Annotated in this window: 16 protein-coding genes; 8 read left to right on the top strand and 8 right to left on the bottom strand. The window is 74.2% G+C overall.

Annotated elements, in window-relative coordinates; translation table 11 throughout:
- Positions 1-611 precede the first annotated feature (611 nt).
- The 3 genes from DEJ43_RS34155 to DEJ43_RS34145 all read left to right on the top strand — a co-directional run bounded on the left by DEJ43_RS34155 (position 612) and on the right by DEJ43_RS34145 (position 2,605).
- Positions 612-1,049 (top strand): hypothetical protein, encoded by a 438-nt coding sequence (locus DEJ43_RS34155; protein ID WP_150253484.1) that lies wholly within the window; start codon positions 612-614, stop codon positions 1,047-1,049.
- Between the two features lie 65 nt (positions 1,050-1,114).
- Positions 1,115-1,879 carry a bestrophin-like domain gene (locus DEJ43_RS34150; RefSeq protein WP_015038009.1) on the top strand — a complete coding sequence of 255 codons (765 nt, stop codon included), beginning with the start codon at positions 1,115-1,117 and terminating at the stop codon, positions 1,877-1,879.
- A gap of 168 nt (positions 1,880-2,047) precedes the next feature.
- Entirely contained in the window at positions 2,048-2,605 is a 558-nt protein-coding gene (locus DEJ43_RS34145) for a hypothetical protein (RefSeq protein WP_071892293.1), read from the top strand.
- A 143-nt stretch (positions 2,606-2,748) separates the two neighbouring features.
- Here the strand turns inward: DEJ43_RS34145 and DEJ43_RS34140 are convergent, their stop codons facing one another.
- Positions 2,749-3,234 carry a membrane protein gene (locus DEJ43_RS34140; RefSeq protein WP_015038007.1) on the bottom strand — a complete coding sequence of 162 codons (486 nt, stop codon included), beginning with the start codon at positions 3,232-3,234 and terminating at the stop codon, positions 2,749-2,751.
- A 403-nt stretch (positions 3,235-3,637) separates the two neighbouring features.
- On the opposite strand from DEJ43_RS34140, the gene DEJ43_RS34135 reads away from it, so the two are divergent.
- Positions 3,638-4,300, top strand: coding sequence for a class F sortase (locus DEJ43_RS34135; RefSeq protein WP_015038006.1), 663 nt, complete (start codon positions 3,638-3,640; stop codon positions 4,298-4,300).
- Positions 4,301-4,362: 62 nt separating this feature from the next.
- On the opposite strand, the gene DEJ43_RS34130 is transcribed toward DEJ43_RS34135, so the two are convergent.
- A complete protein-coding gene (locus tag DEJ43_RS34130; protein WP_233448019.1) occupies positions 4,363-5,226 on the bottom strand; it encodes a polysaccharide deacetylase family protein in 864 nt (287 codons plus the stop codon).
- A 105-nt stretch (positions 5,227-5,331) separates the two neighbouring features.
- Here DEJ43_RS34130 and DEJ43_RS34125 point away from each other — a divergent pair, with 105 nt between their 5' ends.
- The gene (locus tag DEJ43_RS34125; RefSeq protein WP_015038004.1) at positions 5,332-5,793 is read left to right on the top strand and encodes a universal stress protein; all 462 of its coding nucleotides are present in this window, start codon (positions 5,332-5,334) and stop codon (positions 5,791-5,793) included.
- Between the two features lie 33 nt (positions 5,794-5,826).
- Here DEJ43_RS34125 and DEJ43_RS34120 read toward each other — a convergent pair whose 3' ends face one another.
- A complete protein-coding gene (locus tag DEJ43_RS34120; protein WP_015038003.1) occupies positions 5,827-7,047 on the bottom strand; it encodes a CapA family protein in 1,221 nt (406 codons plus the stop codon).
- A gap of 281 nt (positions 7,048-7,328) precedes the next feature.
- Here DEJ43_RS34120 and DEJ43_RS34115 point away from each other — a divergent pair, with 281 nt between their 5' ends.
- The 3 genes from DEJ43_RS34115 (at position 7,329) to DEJ43_RS34105 (ending at position 9,025) form a co-directional block, all read left to right on the top strand.
- On the top strand, positions 7,329-7,886 hold the full coding sequence (locus DEJ43_RS34115; RefSeq protein ID WP_015038002.1) for a sigma-70 family RNA polymerase sigma factor: 558 nt from the start codon (positions 7,329-7,331) through the stop codon (positions 7,884-7,886).
- 4 nt (positions 7,887-7,890) lie between these two features.
- A complete protein-coding gene (locus tag DEJ43_RS34110) occupies positions 7,891-8,304 on the top strand; it encodes a PaaI family thioesterase (RefSeq protein WP_015038001.1) in 414 nt (137 codons plus the stop codon).
- A 217-nt stretch (positions 8,305-8,521) separates the two neighbouring features.
- A complete protein-coding gene (locus DEJ43_RS34105) occupies positions 8,522-9,025 on the top strand; it encodes a hypothetical protein (protein ID WP_041663207.1) in 504 nt (167 codons plus the stop codon).
- Positions 9,026-9,042: 17 nt separating this feature from the next.
- Here DEJ43_RS34105 and DEJ43_RS34100 read toward each other — a convergent pair whose 3' ends face one another.
- The 5 genes from DEJ43_RS34100 to DEJ43_RS34080 form a co-directional block, all read right to left on the bottom strand.
- Positions 9,043-10,251, bottom strand: a complete 1,209-nt coding sequence (locus DEJ43_RS34100) for a histidine kinase (RefSeq protein WP_015037999.1) — start codon at positions 10,249-10,251, stop codon at positions 9,043-9,045.
- On the bottom strand, positions 10,248-11,999 hold the full coding sequence (locus tag DEJ43_RS34095) for a sodium/solute symporter (RefSeq protein WP_015037998.1): 1,752 nt from the start codon (positions 11,997-11,999) through the stop codon (positions 10,248-10,250). Before DEJ43_RS34095 ends, DEJ43_RS34100 begins: the two co-directional genes overlap by 4 nt.
- Positions 12,000-12,009: 10 nt before the next feature.
- Entirely contained in the window at positions 12,010-12,423 is a 414-nt protein-coding gene (locus tag DEJ43_RS37890; protein WP_015037997.1) for a DUF485 domain-containing protein, read from the bottom strand.
- A 99-nt stretch (positions 12,424-12,522) separates the two neighbouring features.
- A complete protein-coding gene (locus DEJ43_RS34085; protein ID WP_041663206.1) occupies positions 12,523-13,278 on the bottom strand; it encodes a LytR/AlgR family response regulator transcription factor in 756 nt (251 codons plus the stop codon).
- A gap of 53 nt (positions 13,279-13,331) precedes the next feature.
- Positions 13,332-14,204, bottom strand: coding sequence for an Fpg/Nei family DNA glycosylase (locus DEJ43_RS34080; protein WP_015037995.1), 873 nt, complete (start codon positions 14,202-14,204; stop codon positions 13,332-13,334).
- Positions 14,205-14,241: the final 37 nt, after the last annotated feature.

Here is a 14,241-nt window from a genome sequence, read left to right as displayed (position 1 = left end):
CTCGACCGGCGCCCGAGCCCCGTCCGTACCTCGGTTGTTGCCGACGGACGGGCCTGGTCGCCGGTGCAGGATGCCCCCTCGACCTCCCCGGCCGACAGGGCGACAACCGGACAGATATCGCGCCGAAGGCCGGAACGAGCCGAGTGGACGCTCCCCGGGGAATCCAAGTGCGCGGCGATAGCCGGGGATTGGACCGGACCTGCCGCCCGGCCCAACGAAATCCCAAACCAGAGGACACGAAGAACCGCTCCATCCAGCGAATCCCGCGCGTTGCCGCCCCGGCGCGCCGCGCTTGTGATCAAGCTCGTCGGCGTGTCTCTGTACGGATCACTCCTCGCACGGCCGCTGGCGGCCCTCGGACTGGTGTGGCTGCTCGCCGCACCCGTGCCCGCCGCCGCGGACGCCTGCGCCTACGCCTCCACCGGCTCGGACGGTTCCCACGTCGCGGTGGCCGTCGCCGGCGACGGCCACGCCGTGGCCGACGGCAAGGGCCGCGGCGACGACGGCAACCACGGGAACGGCCACGGGAAGGGGCACGGCGACGGAAAGGGCCACGGGCACGGTCATCACCACCATCACCCGAAGCCCTGCCCCACCGAGCCGCCCCCGCCGTGCCCGTCCCCCACGCCCGAACCGACGCCGTCACCGTCCCCCACCCCGACGCCCGAACCGCCCCGTCCCTCCCCGTCCCCGACCCCCTCGCCGTCACCGGTGCCGCCCCCGCCGCCCGCACCCCTTCCGCCCCGGCCCGCACCGAAGCCACCGGCCACCAGGCCCGCACCCCGCCCGGAGCCGCCCCCCGCGCCCCCGACCACGAGGCCGCCGGAGCCCGCGCCCGCCCCGCCGCCCCCGCCGCCGAGCCCGAGCCCGACGCCCGCCGCCCACCGTGCGGCCGAGGCCCCCGGCGCCCGGCCCCCGTCGCGCTGCCCCGCTACCGCCGCGCCACACACACCCAGCCCAAGAACGGCACGTCCGTGGTCACCGCGACCCTCATGATCACCGCGCCCGCGGTGCTCGCCACGGCGATCCTGCGCCCCCGGTCCAAGTGACCCGCCACTCCGCCGACTCGCCGACTAGCCGACCCGTCCGTCCCTGAATCCCGCCAGAGGAATCCATGTCTGAATGGCTTGTTCTCACCCTTGCGATGGCCGCCGCGTGCGCCGTCGTCCTCACCATCGTGGTCATCAACCACCGACGGATCCCCGAGGACGACGACCCGAGCGAGACCCCGGACGTCATCGAGTACATGACGATGATGATCGGCGTGATCTACGCGATCGTCCTCGGTCTCGCCATCGCCGGCGTCTGGGAGGCCCGCGGGGCCGCCCAGGAGACCGTGCGGCAGGAGGCCCAGGCGATGCACGAGATCTCGGCCCGCGTCGAGGTGTACCCGCAGGACGTCCGCGCCCGCATCCGCGCCGACGTCGACGCGTACGTCGCGTACGTGGTCGACCAGGAGTGGACCCACATGGCCGAGGAGGGCGAGCTCAGCGAGGAGGGCACCGCGCTCCTCGAGAAGGTGCGGCGCGGCGTCACCGACTACCACCCGGCGAACGACTTCGAGGGGCAGGCGTACCAGCCGCTGGTCGACCAGGTGGCACTGGCCGACGACGCCCGGGGCGCCCGCGGCCAGAACGCCGGGGCGACCATGCCGGGGGTGGTGTGGTTCGGCCTGATCATCGGCGCGCTGGTGACGGTCGGTCTGATCTTCACCCTGCAGATCCGCAGGACCGGACGGGAACTCCTGCTCGCCGGACTCTTCAGTGTGCTGATCGCGTTCCTGCTGTTCCTCATCTGGGACTTCGACGCGCCCTTCGGCCGGGGCATCTCGGCCACCGCCGCGCCGTTCACCGATCTGTTCCCGCAGCTCACACCGTGAGGCGACCCGCCCGCATGGGCCGGCCGGGGGACATGCGTGCCCCATTCGCACGTCTGGGATCGCGGTTGTGGTAGTGCGCTCCTAGCGTTTCCGGCATCGAGGTGTACGCAACGGTTCTTCGCGGAAACCCCCTTCCGCGGCTGCCCCTCGGGACCCGGAGGATTCACCATGCGCGCGATACGTGCCGCGTCCACTGCCCTGCTGGGGGCGGCCGCCCTCGCCCTGGCCGCCCCCACCGCCGTCGCGGCGGACGGTGCTCCCGCACCCAACCCGCGGGCACCGCGGGCCAAGGCCCCGGGCGATTTCGTCGTGTCGCCCTCGCTCGTCGCCCCGGGCGGCCGGGTGACGCTCAGCGCCCCCGGCTGCGCCAGTACGGCGACGGCCTCGGCGGGCATCTTCGACACCGTCACCATCGCACCGAACTCGGCGGCGACCGCCACCGTGGACTGGGACGCGCGTCGGGGCGCCGTGTACACGGTGTCCTTCAACTGCACCGGCGGGATCTCGGACACCGTGAACCTGACGATCAGCGGCACCCCGACCGCCACCCCGACGATCAGCTCCACCGTGCTCACTCCCCCACGGGGCGTGCGGGGCGGTCTGGGCGGTGCCATGGGCGGCGTCGAGCCGCTCGAACTGGCCGCCGGCGGGGCGCTCGTCCTGGCGGCGGTGGCAGGCGGCGTGTACGTGGTGCGTCGTCGCACCGGCGCCGCCCGGCGTCACTGACCGGCCGTCATGGACCGGAAGGGCCTGAGCGGTGACGGGGTGTCCCCCTTCAGGAGCGGGCGGACGCCCGTCGCCCCCGGGTCCCGGAAAGGCGGGGACTCGGGGGCGACGGGCGTGGCGGGTCGACCGGGAGGTTCGACCGGTCAGACCCCCGCACCGGTCATACGGCGACGGCGGGCGATGAAGACACCGCCGCCGAGCGCGGCGGCGGCGACCAGGCTGCCGCCGACGGCCATCTCCGTGGAGCTGGGGGCCAGCGAGCCACCGAGACCACCCTGCGCACCGCGGCCGGAGAGGACGCGGAACGGGTGCGTGACCACCCGGGAGTTGTCGCTGCACTTGACGGCGAGGTTGTAGCTCCCCGGAGTGGCGTTGTTGAAGACGCGGGCGATGGCGCTGGAGAGCCCGTTGGAGTTGACCGAAAGGTTGGTCTCCGGGAAGGCGTTGGACGTGACGGTGCCGCCGTGTCCGCAGCCCTTGGCGGTGATCGTGATCGTCGACCCCGCGTGGACGTCGAAGGGGTTGACCGTGACGTTGCTCGGCCCGTTGGTGGCGGCGGCGAGGGGGGCCGCGAGGCCGACCGCCGCGATTGCGGTGGCGGTCACCGCCAGAGTGCGTGCAGCACGCATGGTTGAACCTCCAGTGGAAGACGCCCCAAAGCGGTGCTCCGGGAGTTTCGACGAGTACGCCTTCCATGACGAACCATCACAAGTCGGGGCGAGCTGTGCACTTCGGCACTGGTCCACCCCGGTGAGGCGACACGCCCGGAATCGGCCCCTTGCGGGATGGAAAGCCGCAGGTCAGAGCCGACTGGGCTGCTTATCTGACGATTACTCGGATGGGTCAGCCCGCCGTCACCCACCTGTCGGCGGCGGCGCGCTCCGGCCTGCCCGCGCCCGGCGGCGGCCACCGCCGCTCCGTACCGCGGGCGCCGACACCCGTCCGGCGGTGGTCCCCACCCGTTCGCACCGTCCGGCGCGACGGTCCGTCAGCTCGCCCTTACCGTTCTGACGACGCCACGAAGGGAGAACCATGCCCCCGAAGGACTTCCGCGTCTCGCAGCGCAGGAGACGCCAACCCTGGGGCGTCCTGGCCCTCGCCATGCTGTCCGGGATCGCGATGATGCGCAACGGAGTGGACGTGGCGCTGGGGCCCCCGCAGCCCGCCGCGGCGGCCCGTCCGATCGCGCGCGCCGTCCCGCCGCCGCCCGCCGGGGCCACCGAGGGGCTGCAGCCGCTGCCCTTCGCCCCGGCGTCCCGGATCAAGATCCCGGCGATCCGGGTGGCGGCGCCGATCATGGACGTGGGCCTGGATCCGGACGGCTGGGTCGCCGCCCCGCCGCCCCAGGACGCCAACCTCGCCGGCTGGTACCAGAACGGCATCTCGCCCGGCCAGCGCGGCACCGCCGTCGTGGTCGGCCACGTCGACAACGCCCAGGGCCCGGCGGTCTTCTACGGCCTGGGCTCCCTGGAGAAGGGCCAGCACATCGAGGTCGAGCGCTACGACGGCCGGGTCGCGGTCTTCGAGATCTACGGGGTCGAGGTGTACTCCAAGAACGACTTCCCCGGCGTGCAGGTCTACGCCGACACGGGCGAGCCCGAGCTGCGGGTCATCACCTGCGGCGGCGGCTACACGCGCGCGCGTGGCTACGACGGGAACGTCGTGGTGTACGCGCGCATGGTCGGCTCCCGCTAGGCGGTACGGCGAAGGGCCCCGGCACCTGGGTGGTGCCGGGGCCCTCACGCGTACCGTGGCGGTCAGCGCCGGGGCACGGTGATGTGGTAGCCGGCGTCGAGGAGTTCGGGCAGGTAGCGGCGGAGCGCCGCCACGCTCTGGCTCCGGTCGCCGCCGGCGTCGTGGGAGAGGACGACCGCGCCGGGAGCGGCGCCGTCGAGGGCCCGGCGGACGATGGTGTCGGTGCCGGGTTCCTTCCAGTCCAGGGTGTCGACGGTCCAGGCGAGCGGTTCCATGCCGAGCTCGGCGCCGATCTCGAAGGAGTGCCGGTTCCACGCCCCGTACGGCGCCCGGTACCAGAGCGGGGCCGTGCCGAGGGTCCGCTCGACCACCTCGCTGGTGGAGCCGAGCTCGTCGCGGATGCGGGAGGGCCGCAGCTTGGGGATGAGCGGATGGGACCAGGAGTGGTTGCCGACGACGTGCCCGTCCTCGGCCATCCGCCGCAGCAGGTCCGGGTTCTCGACGGCCATCTCGCCGCAGACGAAGAACATGGCCCGGCAGTCGTGGCGGCGCAGGATCTCCAGGATGGCGGGGGTGTAGCGGGGGTCGGGGCCGTCGTCGAAGCTCAGCACCATGGACCGGCCGACCCCGGACATGCTGAGGAAGGGCCGCTGGCGGACCGGTGGCACGGCGCGCCGGAAGGCCGGGGGCGCGTACGCGGTCATCGGCTGGAGCCGGTACGCGGCGGGACGCAGCCGGGCGGCCTGGGCCGGGGCGCCGGCGGCGGGTCCGGCCCCGGCGGCGGCCCGGCCGGGCGGAGCCGGGGGTGCGGCGGCCCCGGTGGTCCGTTCGGGTGCGGCGAGCCGGTCGGCGGCGAGGACTCCGACGGTGGCGGTGGCCCCGAGGGCGGCGACGAGCCGCAGCACCGCGCGACGCCCGCTGGTCATCTGATCCTTTTTCATGACCAATGGTTCGTACGGATGACCCTCCGCGCGTCCCAGCGACACCGGCCACCCGTCGGAAAGCACCCGATGAGCCGATAACCTCGGAGGGTGAGCGAACAGCAGCCCGGCCGGTTCGAACGCGGGACCGACGGACCGAAGGTGATCATGGCGGGGGTCGACGGCTCGGAGTCGTCCCTCCGCGCGGCGGCGTACGCGGCGGGGCTCGCCCGGCGGCAGAACGCGCTGCTCGCGCTGGTGTACGTGCAGCCGGTGCTCGCCGCGGGCGCCGCCCTGGGCGCGCCGACGGTGGGGACCACCGACGAGATCGCCGAGGACCTGGTCGCGGAGATCCGCACCTCGGCCGAGCGCGTGAAGGACCTGTGGCGGATGCGCTGGGAGTTCCACACCTTCCGGGGTGACGCCTACACGGGGCTCGTGCAGGCGGCCGAGGAGCTGACGGCGGACGCCGTGGTGGTGGGTGCCTCCGAGTCGGCGGGCCACCGGTTCGTGGGCTCGGTGGCCGTGCGGCTGGTGAAGGCGGGCCGCTGGCCGGTCACCGTCGTCCCGTGACCGGCCCGCGCGGAGGCGTCCTGGCGGAGCGGGCTACTTGCCCATCACCAGGCCGTCCTTGTCCGCGCCGCGGCTGAGCACGACCTGCCGGATGGTGTCGCGGACGTCGGTCCTGCGGGGGTCGGAGCCGTCGGCGGCGCCGAGGTTCACCACCCGGCCGCGCCCGGTGTCGAACCACTGGGGGATGAACTCCGCCTTGGTGACCTCCCAGCGCCCGCCGGTGGTCCGGGGCGGGGCGAAGGTGAAGCGGCCGATGCTGCCCTGGTTGCCCCGGGGGTCGAAGGCACCCTCGTGATTGATCATGTCCCCGGCGATCTGGTCGCCCATCCCGTAGATGATCCAGGTGCCGTTGACCTTCTCGTACGCCTGCGGGACGTGGGCGTGGGTGCCGAGGATCAGGTCGATGTCGGGACGGCCGCCGGTCCGCGAGGCGGTGAGTGCCCGGCCGAGGGAGAGCTGCCGCTCGTCGGGTTCGGTCTGCCACTCGCTGCCCCAGTGGACGCTGACCACGACCACGTCGGCGCCGGCCGCCCGGGCGGCACGGGCGTCGGCGATCACCTTCCGCTCGTCGAGCAGCTGGACCGCCCAGGGCTGCCCCTCGGGCATCGGGTAGCCGTTGGTGTCGTAGGTGTAGGCGAGCTGGGCGACGGTGGCTCCGCCCGCCTTGAGCAGGGTGGGCCGCGCCGCCTCCGCCTCGGTACGGGCCGATCCGGCGTGGCGGACACCGGCCCGGTCCAGGGCGTCGAGGGTGCGGCCGAGGCCCGCAGCCCCGTCGTCGAGGGTGTGGTTGGAGGCGGTGGAGCAGGAGTCGTAGCCGGTGGCCTTGAGCGCGGCGGCGACCTCGGGCGGTGACTTGAAGGCCGGGTAGCCGGTGTAGGGACCGCCCTCCTTCCCGTAGACGGTCTCCATGTGACAGACGGCCAGGTCGGCCTGGGAGACGACGGACTTCACCCCGGAGAACATGGGGGTGAAGTCGTAGCCGTCACCGCCCGCGTCCTCGGCCGCGCGGCGGATGATCGAGTCGTGCGGCAGGACGTCGCCGGAGGCCACCAGGGTGAATCCGGCCGCCCCGGGGGCCGCGCCGGGTGCGGCGGAGGGGACGGCGGGCCGTGAGGAGGCACCCGGACGTCCGGCCGGGGCCTCGGGGGCGGCCGCGCCGCCGGCCGGTCCGGTCGCGTCGGTGCAGCCGGTCGCCGCCGCGAGGAGCACGGCGGCGAGGGCCATCGCGCCCGCGGGTCTGGTGCGTGGGGTCATGGTCGGCACTCCGCCCGATTCGTGGGATGAACATCTGTTCACACGAATTGATCTCGCGGGAAAGCCTCAGTCAAGGGTCAAGGCCGCGAAGGGCCATGAACCCCGCTGAATCGGACGCAAGGACTCCGGTTGATCGCCGAGCGACCGGCTTGCGACCGCTCGCCGTACCATTCGCCGCTCGGTCCGACCGTTCGTCGCAGACCGATGTCCGTTCCCTGTCCCTCGCCGTCCGGATGGGTTCCGATACGGCCGAACGACGAGCCGCAGGAGAGGCGGGGAGCATGACCACGGCGACCACCGACGAACGGACCCTTGAAGAGCTGCAGCGGGACCACGGTCCGGCGCTCCTCTCCTTCCTGCTCGGACTCACCTACGGCGACCGCCAGCGGGCCGAGGACCTCGCCCAGGAGACCCTGGTGCGCGCCTGGCAGCACCCCGAGGCCTTCGACGGCCCCTACGCGTCGATGCGCCCCTGGCTCTTCACCGTCGCCCGCCGCCTCGCCATCGACGCCCGCCGCTCCCGGCTCGCCCGGCCCGCCGAGATCGGCGACGGGGTCCTCGCGGTGACCCCGGACCCCGCCGACGCCACCGCATCGGCCGAGGCCGCGCTGGACGTCCGGGCGGCCGTCCGCGAGCTCAGCCCCGAGCACCGCGCGGTGCTCGTCCGGCTCTACTTCCACGGACTGACCGTCAACGAGGCCGCCGACGAGCTCGGCATCCCCGCCGGGACCGTCAAGTCCCGCTCCCATTACGCGCTCCGCCAGCTCGGGCGGTCGCTGCCCGGCTACCGCCCGCGACGCGGGGCCGTTGCCCGGCCGCGGGTCGGGGCCCCACAATGACGCCGTGACGCTGACACTCGCCGCCGCAGAGAAGATCCTCGCCGACAACTTCGCGCCCTGGGTGCTCGACCTGGGACTCGCCGTCGTGTCCGTCGAAGGTCAGGAGGCCGTGCTGCGGCTCCCCTGGTCCGACCGGCTCGCCCGGGAGGGCGGCGGCCTCTCCGGCCAGGCCCTGATGGCCGCCGCCGACACGGCGACGGTGATCGCGGTCGCCACCGCCCGGGGCGGCTTCGTGCCGATGACCACCGTCCAGCAGTCCATCAGCTTCCAGCGGGCGGTCGTCGGCGCCGACGTCCTGGTGCGGGCCAGGCTCACCAAGGCGGGGAAGCGGATGGCCTTCGCCGACATCACCATGACGGCCGAGGGCACGGAGGAGACCGCGGCTCACGCGACGGCGGTGTACGCGCTCCTCGGCTGAGCCGCACCACCGGTCCGACCCCACCGGACACGCCTCCCCCGCCCCGCACGCCTCCCGTGGCATCAGGAATCCCACCGGCACCGATCCGGCCGGGAAACGTATCCGAAACCACACGGGCGAGTTGAGCAAAGCGGGACCCGCGGGCGCCCTTCACGGAGGAAGCTCTCCCCGGGCCCCGCACATCCGGGTCCCCCATGTCCGGGAGAAGGTGGGAGCGTTGCGCCCCGAGAGCACGAACGGCGCCGGCGGCACGAGCGGCGGCGGCCTCGCCGTCCCGATGGCCTGGCTGTGCGCCGAGTACCTGGCCGACGAGGTGCTGCGGGCCGCCGCGCTCGTGGCGCCCGGCTCACTGGAGTACCGGGCGGGGCTCCAGGCCCTCGCCCTCACCGTGCACCTCGCGGAGGAGCCGGACGGGCCCTCGGGCGGCTGGGCCGCCGGGCGGATCGACGAATGGCTGCGGCACACGGCGTACGACCGGCCCTGGCCGCCCTGGGTCGAGGATCGGCTCGCGGCGCGCCGCGCGGCCGGTGGCGACGGCCCCGACCTGGCGCTCGCGGAGACCGCGTGGCGGCGGCTGCGGGACACCTGGGTCCGCGCCGCGGACCTCGACGGACGGTCGGCCGGCGAGGCCGGGGTCCCGGTCGACGAGGACGAGCAGATCTGGCTGCCCGCCTGGAAGCTCGGCCTGCCGCTCGCGCACCTCTCGCTACACCTGCGCTGACCCGGCCCGTACGCCGGTCAGGGCACCGAACGGTGCACTCCCGGACGGTACTTGGGGATGCGCACCGTCACCTTCATGCCGGCCCCGACCCCGGTCTCGATGACCAGCCCGTACTCCGGTCCGTACACCTGGCGCAGCCGCTCGTCCACATTGGAGAGCCCGATGCCGGAGCCGGCCGGGTGCTCCCCCCGCAGGACCGCGCGCAGCAGCTCCGGGTCCATGCCGATGCCGTCGTCCTCGACGGTCACGACGGCCTCGGCGCCCGCGTCACGGGCCGCGATCGTGACCCGGCAGCCCCGCTCCCGGTCCTCCAGGCCGTGCTTCACGGCGTTCTCCACCAGGGGCTGGAGGCAGAGGAACGGCAGGGTCACCGGCAGCACCTCGGGGGCGATCTGGAGCGTCACCTTGAGCCGGTCCCCGAAGCGCGCCCCGGCGAGCGCCAAGTACTGCTCGATGGAGCGCAGTTCGTCGGCGAGCTGGGCGAACTCGCCGTGCTTGCGGAACGAGTAGCGGGTGAAGTCGGCGAACTCGAGGAGGAGTTCGCGGGCCTGCTCCGGGTCGGTGCGGACGAACGAGGCGATGGCGGCGAGGGAGTTGAAGATGAAGTGCGGCGAGATCTGGGCGCGCAGGGCGCGGATCTCGGCCTCCACGATCCGGGTGCGGGAGCGGTCGAGCTCGGCCAGCTCCAGCTGTACGGAGGCCCAGCGGGCCACCTCGGTCGCGGCCCGCACCAGGACGGCCGACTCCCGCGAGCCGTAGGCGACGAGCGCGCCGAGGACACCGTCCTCCCCGGTGAGCGGGGCGATCACCGCCCAGCGCAGCGGGCAGGCCGGGTCGGCGCAGCCGGTGTGCACGGAGCGGCTGCGGCCGGACTCCAGGGTCTCGGCGGCCTGTTCGGGCACGTGCGCGCGGTGGTGGTCCTCGCCCGGCCCGTCCCAGGCGAGGACGGCGCCCCGGTCGGTGAGGCAGAGCGCTTCGGTGCCGAGCAGCGAGCGGAGGGTGCCGGCCGCCTTGCGGGCGGTCTCCTCGGTGAGCCCGGCGCGCAGCGGCGGCGCGGCGAGCGAGGCGGTGTGCAGGGTGAGGAAGGTGGCCCGTTCGACGGGGGTGCCGAGATCGGGGTCGGCGACCCGGCCGCCGCGCCGGGCGGCGAAGCGGCCGAGCACGAAGCCCACCGCGAGGAGCACGGCCCCGGCGGCGGCCGCCGCGGCGAGGGCGATGCCGCTCATCGGCGTGCCTCCTGACCCGGCACCGGGTCGAAGTCCCCCGCCGGGCGGGTGATCTCCTCCGGCAGGTGGAGACGGGCGAGGAGCGCCGGGGTGCCGGGTGGGACCCGGCGCGGGGTGGCGAGGGAGACGAGGACCATGGTGAGGAAGCCGAGCGGCACCGACCAGACGGCCGGCCAGGCCATCAGGGTGTGCGGCCAGCCCTCCGGGGCGAGGCCGGCCCGGGTCGCCATCACGGCGGCGAGCGCGGAGCCGCCGCCGAGCAGCAGCCCGGCCATCGCGCCCGGCGGGGTGAGTCGCCGCCACCAGATGCCGAGGACGAGCAGCGGGCAGAAGGAGGAGGCGGAGACGGCGAACGCGAGCCCGACGGCGTCGGCCACCGGGACCTTCGAGGCGAACACCCCGACGGCCAGCGGGACGGCGGTGGCGAGCAGGGTCCCGAGGCGGAAGTGCCGTACGCCCCGGGACGGCAGCACGTCCTGGGTGAGGACACCGGCGACGGACATGGTGAGACCGGAGGCGGTGGAGAGGAAGGCGGCGAAGGCGCCGCCCGCGAGCAGCGCGCCCAGGAGGTCGCCGAGCAGCCCGCCGAGGACGCGGTCGGGCAGGACGAGCACGGCGGCGTCGGCGGACCCGGTGAGGGCGAGCTCGGGGGCGTAGATCCGGCCGAGGGCGCCGTACAGCGGCGGCAACAGGTAGAAGGCGCCGACGAGTCCGAGCACGACGAGGGTGGTGCGGCGGGCGGCCCGGCCGTTCGGGCTGGTGTAGAAGCGGACGGCGACGTGCGGCAGGCCCATGGTGCCGAGGAAGGTCGCGAGGATCAGCCCGTACGTGGCGTACAGCTGGTGTCCGTCGCGGCCGCCGGCCAGCGGCTGCGACCAGCCGAGCGGGTCCGTGCCGCTGGCGACCCTCTCGGGCAGCGCCGTTCCGGGGGCGAACGCGAGGGTCGTGCCGCCGAGGACCTGGTGGGTGCCGGGGGCGAGGGTCACGGTCCGCCCCTCGTACGCGACCGCGTCGACGCTGCCGGTGACGGTGAGGGTGAGCGGGGCGTCGATCCCGATCCGTACCGTGTCGGCGACCTTGACGGCGGTGTGGCCGCGCAGCAGGGCGGGGGCGTCGAAGCGGGCCCTGGGCGCCCCGTCCCCGTACCAGGCGGCGAGCAGGAAGAGGACCGGGACGAGCAGGGCGGTGAGTTTCAGCCAGTACTGGAAGGCCTGGACGAAGGTGATGCTCCGCATCCCGCCCGCGGCGACCGTGCCGGTCACGACGAGTGCGACGAGCAGCCCGCCGACCCAGTCGGGGGCGCCGGTGAGGATCTCCAGGGTGAGTCCGGCGCCCTGGAGCTGCGGCAGCAGGTAGAGCCAGCCGATGCCGACGACGAAGAGGCTGGCGAGCCGGCGGGCCTGCGGGGATTCGAGCCGGGCCTCGGCGAAGTCGGAGAGGGTGTACGCCCCCGAGCGGCGCAGCGGGGCGGCGACGAGGACGAGCAGGACGAGGTAGCCGGCGGTGTAGCCGACCGGGTACCAGAGCATGGCGGGGCCCTGGACGAGGACGAGTCCCGCGATGCCGAGGAAGGAGGCGGCCGAGAGGTACTCGCCGCTGATCGCGGCGGCGTTGAGGCCGGGCCTGACGGTGCGCGAGGCGACGTAGAAGTCGGAGGTGGTGCGGGAGACGCGCAGGCCGAGTCCGCCGATGAGGACGGTGGCGAGGACGACGGCGGTGACGGCCGCGACGGCGTAGGTCTGGTTCACGCGGGGCGGCTCAGCGTTCGACGAGGCCGGTGAAGTCGCGCTCGTTGCGTTCGGCGCGGCGCAGGTACCAGTGGGCGATGCCCCAGACGACGGGGTACACCCCGACGCCGAGGACGATCCAGACGGAGATCTCGGGGGCGGGCAGGGCGAGGAGCAGCGGCAGCGAGCCGACCAGCAGGGCGAGCGCCCCGAGGGCGGTGAGGGCGGCGCGCAGCTGGCTGCGCATCAGGGAGCGGACGTAGGTGTGGCCGAGGGTGGTCTGCTCGTCGATCTCGGAGCGGGCCGGCGGATGGACCGGACGCCGCCGTGCGGGGCCCGGTACGGCGCCCGTGCCGTGGGCGGAGGCGTACGTGACGGTCTCGCGGCGGGGTCTGCGCTGGGTGTCCCCCCGGCCGGAGACCGGGGGAGGTTGCTGCTCGGACATCGGCGTCCGCCTCCCGTCGGAAGTGAGGCCATCTGGGCCCGGGTCGCGTGGAGTCTACGCAGGTGGGAGCGGCCGCGGTAGGGGTGGCGTGGGACGGGCTCAGCCGCCGGCGCGGCGCATCAGCAGGTCCCGGAGCGGGCGGGCGTGGCGCCGGCTGACCGCCAGGTCGACCTCCCCGACCCGTACGGAGGTGGCGCCGCCGTCGAGCCGGAGCTCGTCGATCCGGGCGAGGGCGACCAGGTGGCTGCGGTGGATGCGGACGAAGCCCCGGGAGGCCCACCGCTCCTCGAGGGTGGAGAGCGGGATGCGGACGAGGTGGCTGCCGTGGTCGGTGTGGAGGCGGGCGTAGTCGCCGTGGGCCTCGACGTACGCGATGTCGTCGACGGACACGAACCGGGTGATCCCGCCGAGCTCGACGGGGATCTGTTCGGGTGCGGTGGGGGCCGGGGCGGTGGCGGCGGTGGCATGCACCAGGTCGTGGACGCGGCGGACGGCCTCGGCGAGGCGCTCGCGGCGGACGGGCTTGAGGACGTAGTCGACCGCCTTCAGGTCGAAGGCCTGGAGCGCGAAGCCCTCGTGGGCGGTGACGAAGACGACCAGCGGCGGGCGGGCGAAGCCGGCGAGCAGCCGGGCCACGTCGAGTCCGGTGAGCCCGGGCATGTGGATGTCGAGGAAGACGACGTCGATCGCCTCCTCGCCGTCCGGCCCGGTCTCCAGGGCGCGCCCGATCCGGCGGAGCGCGGCGGTGGCGTCGCCCGCGCCCTCGGCGGTGCGGACGCGGGGGTCGGCGCGCAGCAGGTAGAGCAGCTCCCCGAGGGCGGGTTCCTCGTCGTCGACGGCCAGTACGCGCAGCATGCGGCGGAGTGTAACGGGCACGCGGCGGCCCTGATCGGGGACGGCGTGCGGAGCTACTTGAGGAGTTTCGACAGGCGGCGGTCGGCGAGGGGCTTGCCGCCGGTCTGGCAGGTCGGGCAGTACTGGAGGGAGGAGTCGCTGAAGGAGACCTCGCGGATGGTGTCCCCGCACACGGGGCAGGGTTCGCCGGTGCGGCCGTGGACCCGCAGGCCGCTCTTCTTCTCGGCCTTGAGTCTGCCCGCGGCCAGGCCGTGGGAGCGTTCGACGGCCTCGTGGAGGGTGGTCCGCATCGCCGCGTAGAGGGCGGCCGTCTCCGTCGGGGTGAGGTTCTGGGTGGGTTTGAACGGGGACATCTTCGCGGCGTGCAGGATCTCGTCGCTGTACGCGTTGCCGATGCCCGCGATGAGGCTCTGGTCGCGCAGGGCGCCCTTGATCTGGCGCCGTTCGCCGGCGAGCAGGGCGGCGAACTCCGCCGGGCCGAAGTCCTCGGCGAGCGGGTCGGGTCCCAGGCGTGCGACGCCCGGTACCTCCCGCGGGTCGCGCACCACGTACACGGCGAGGCGTTTGGTCGTGCCCGCCTCGGTGAGGTCGAAGCCGTCGCCGCCGGTGAGCGCGGTCCGCAGGGCCAGCGGGCCCTTGCCGGGCTTGGGCGGGCCCGAGGGCAGCGGGTCCTGCCAGCGGAGCCAGCCCGCGCGGGCCAGGTGGAAGAGGAGGTGGAGCTCGCCGCCCGGGCCGGTGGTGGTGAGGTCGAGGAACTTCCCGTGCCGGGCGATCGCGGTGACCTCGGCGCCCTCGACGGCGCTCAGGGGCGGGTCGTACGTCTTGAGGACGCTGATCGCGACGGGCAGCACGCGGGCGATCTCCTTGCCCACCAGGTGCGTGTCGAGGAACGCGCGGAGCGCTTCCACCTCGGGGAGTTCGGGCATGGTTCCACCCTGCCGCACGGGCGGCGGGGCCGCGAGC

Source organism: Streptomyces venezuelae ATCC 10712 (assembly GCF_008639165.1).
GTDB classification, from domain to species: domain Bacteria; phylum Actinomycetota; class Actinomycetes; order Streptomycetales; family Streptomycetaceae; genus Streptomyces; species Streptomyces venezuelae.
The sequence above is the reverse complement of the archived record's forward strand: the minus strand, read 5'-3'. Positions and strand labels throughout refer to the sequence as shown.

Bases quoted from the DNA above. Each gene is read 5' to 3' on its own strand.
- DEJ43_RS34080 (WP_015037995.1), bottom strand. From the start codon at position 14,204: ATGCCCGAACTCCCCGAGGTGGAAGCGCTCCGCGCGTTCCTCGACACG.
- DEJ43_RS34115 (WP_015038002.1), top strand. From the start codon at position 7,329: ATGACCACGGCGACCACCGACGAACGGACCCTTGAAGAGCTGCAGCGG.
- DEJ43_RS34085 (WP_041663206.1), bottom strand. From the start codon at position 13,278: ATGCTGCGCGTACTGGCCGTCGACGACGAGGAACCCGCCCTCGGGGAG.
- DEJ43_RS34100 (WP_015037999.1), bottom strand. From the start codon at position 10,251: ATGAGCGGCATCGCCCTCGCCGCGGCGGCCGCCGCCGGGGCCGTGCTC.
- DEJ43_RS34140 (WP_015038007.1), bottom strand. From the start codon at position 3,234: ATGCGTGCTGCACGCACTCTGGCGGTGACCGCCACCGCAATCGCGGCG.
- DEJ43_RS37890 (WP_015037997.1), bottom strand. From the start codon at position 12,423: ATGTCCGAGCAGCAACCTCCCCCGGTCTCCGGCCGGGGGGACACCCAG.
- DEJ43_RS34135 (WP_015038006.1), top strand. From the start codon at position 3,638: ATGCCCCCGAAGGACTTCCGCGTCTCGCAGCGCAGGAGACGCCAACCC.
- DEJ43_RS34145 (WP_071892293.1), top strand. From the start codon at position 2,048: ATGCGCGCGATACGTGCCGCGTCCACTGCCCTGCTGGGGGCGGCCGCC.
- DEJ43_RS34120 (WP_015038003.1), bottom strand. From the start codon at position 7,047: ATGACCCCACGCACCAGACCCGCGGGCGCGATGGCCCTCGCCGCCGTG.
- DEJ43_RS34130 (WP_233448019.1), bottom strand. From the start codon at position 5,226: ATGACCAGCGGGCGTCGCGCGGTGCTGCGGCTCGTCGCCGCCCTCGGG.
- DEJ43_RS34150 (WP_015038009.1), top strand. From the start codon at position 1,115: ATGTCTGAATGGCTTGTTCTCACCCTTGCGATGGCCGCCGCGTGCGCC.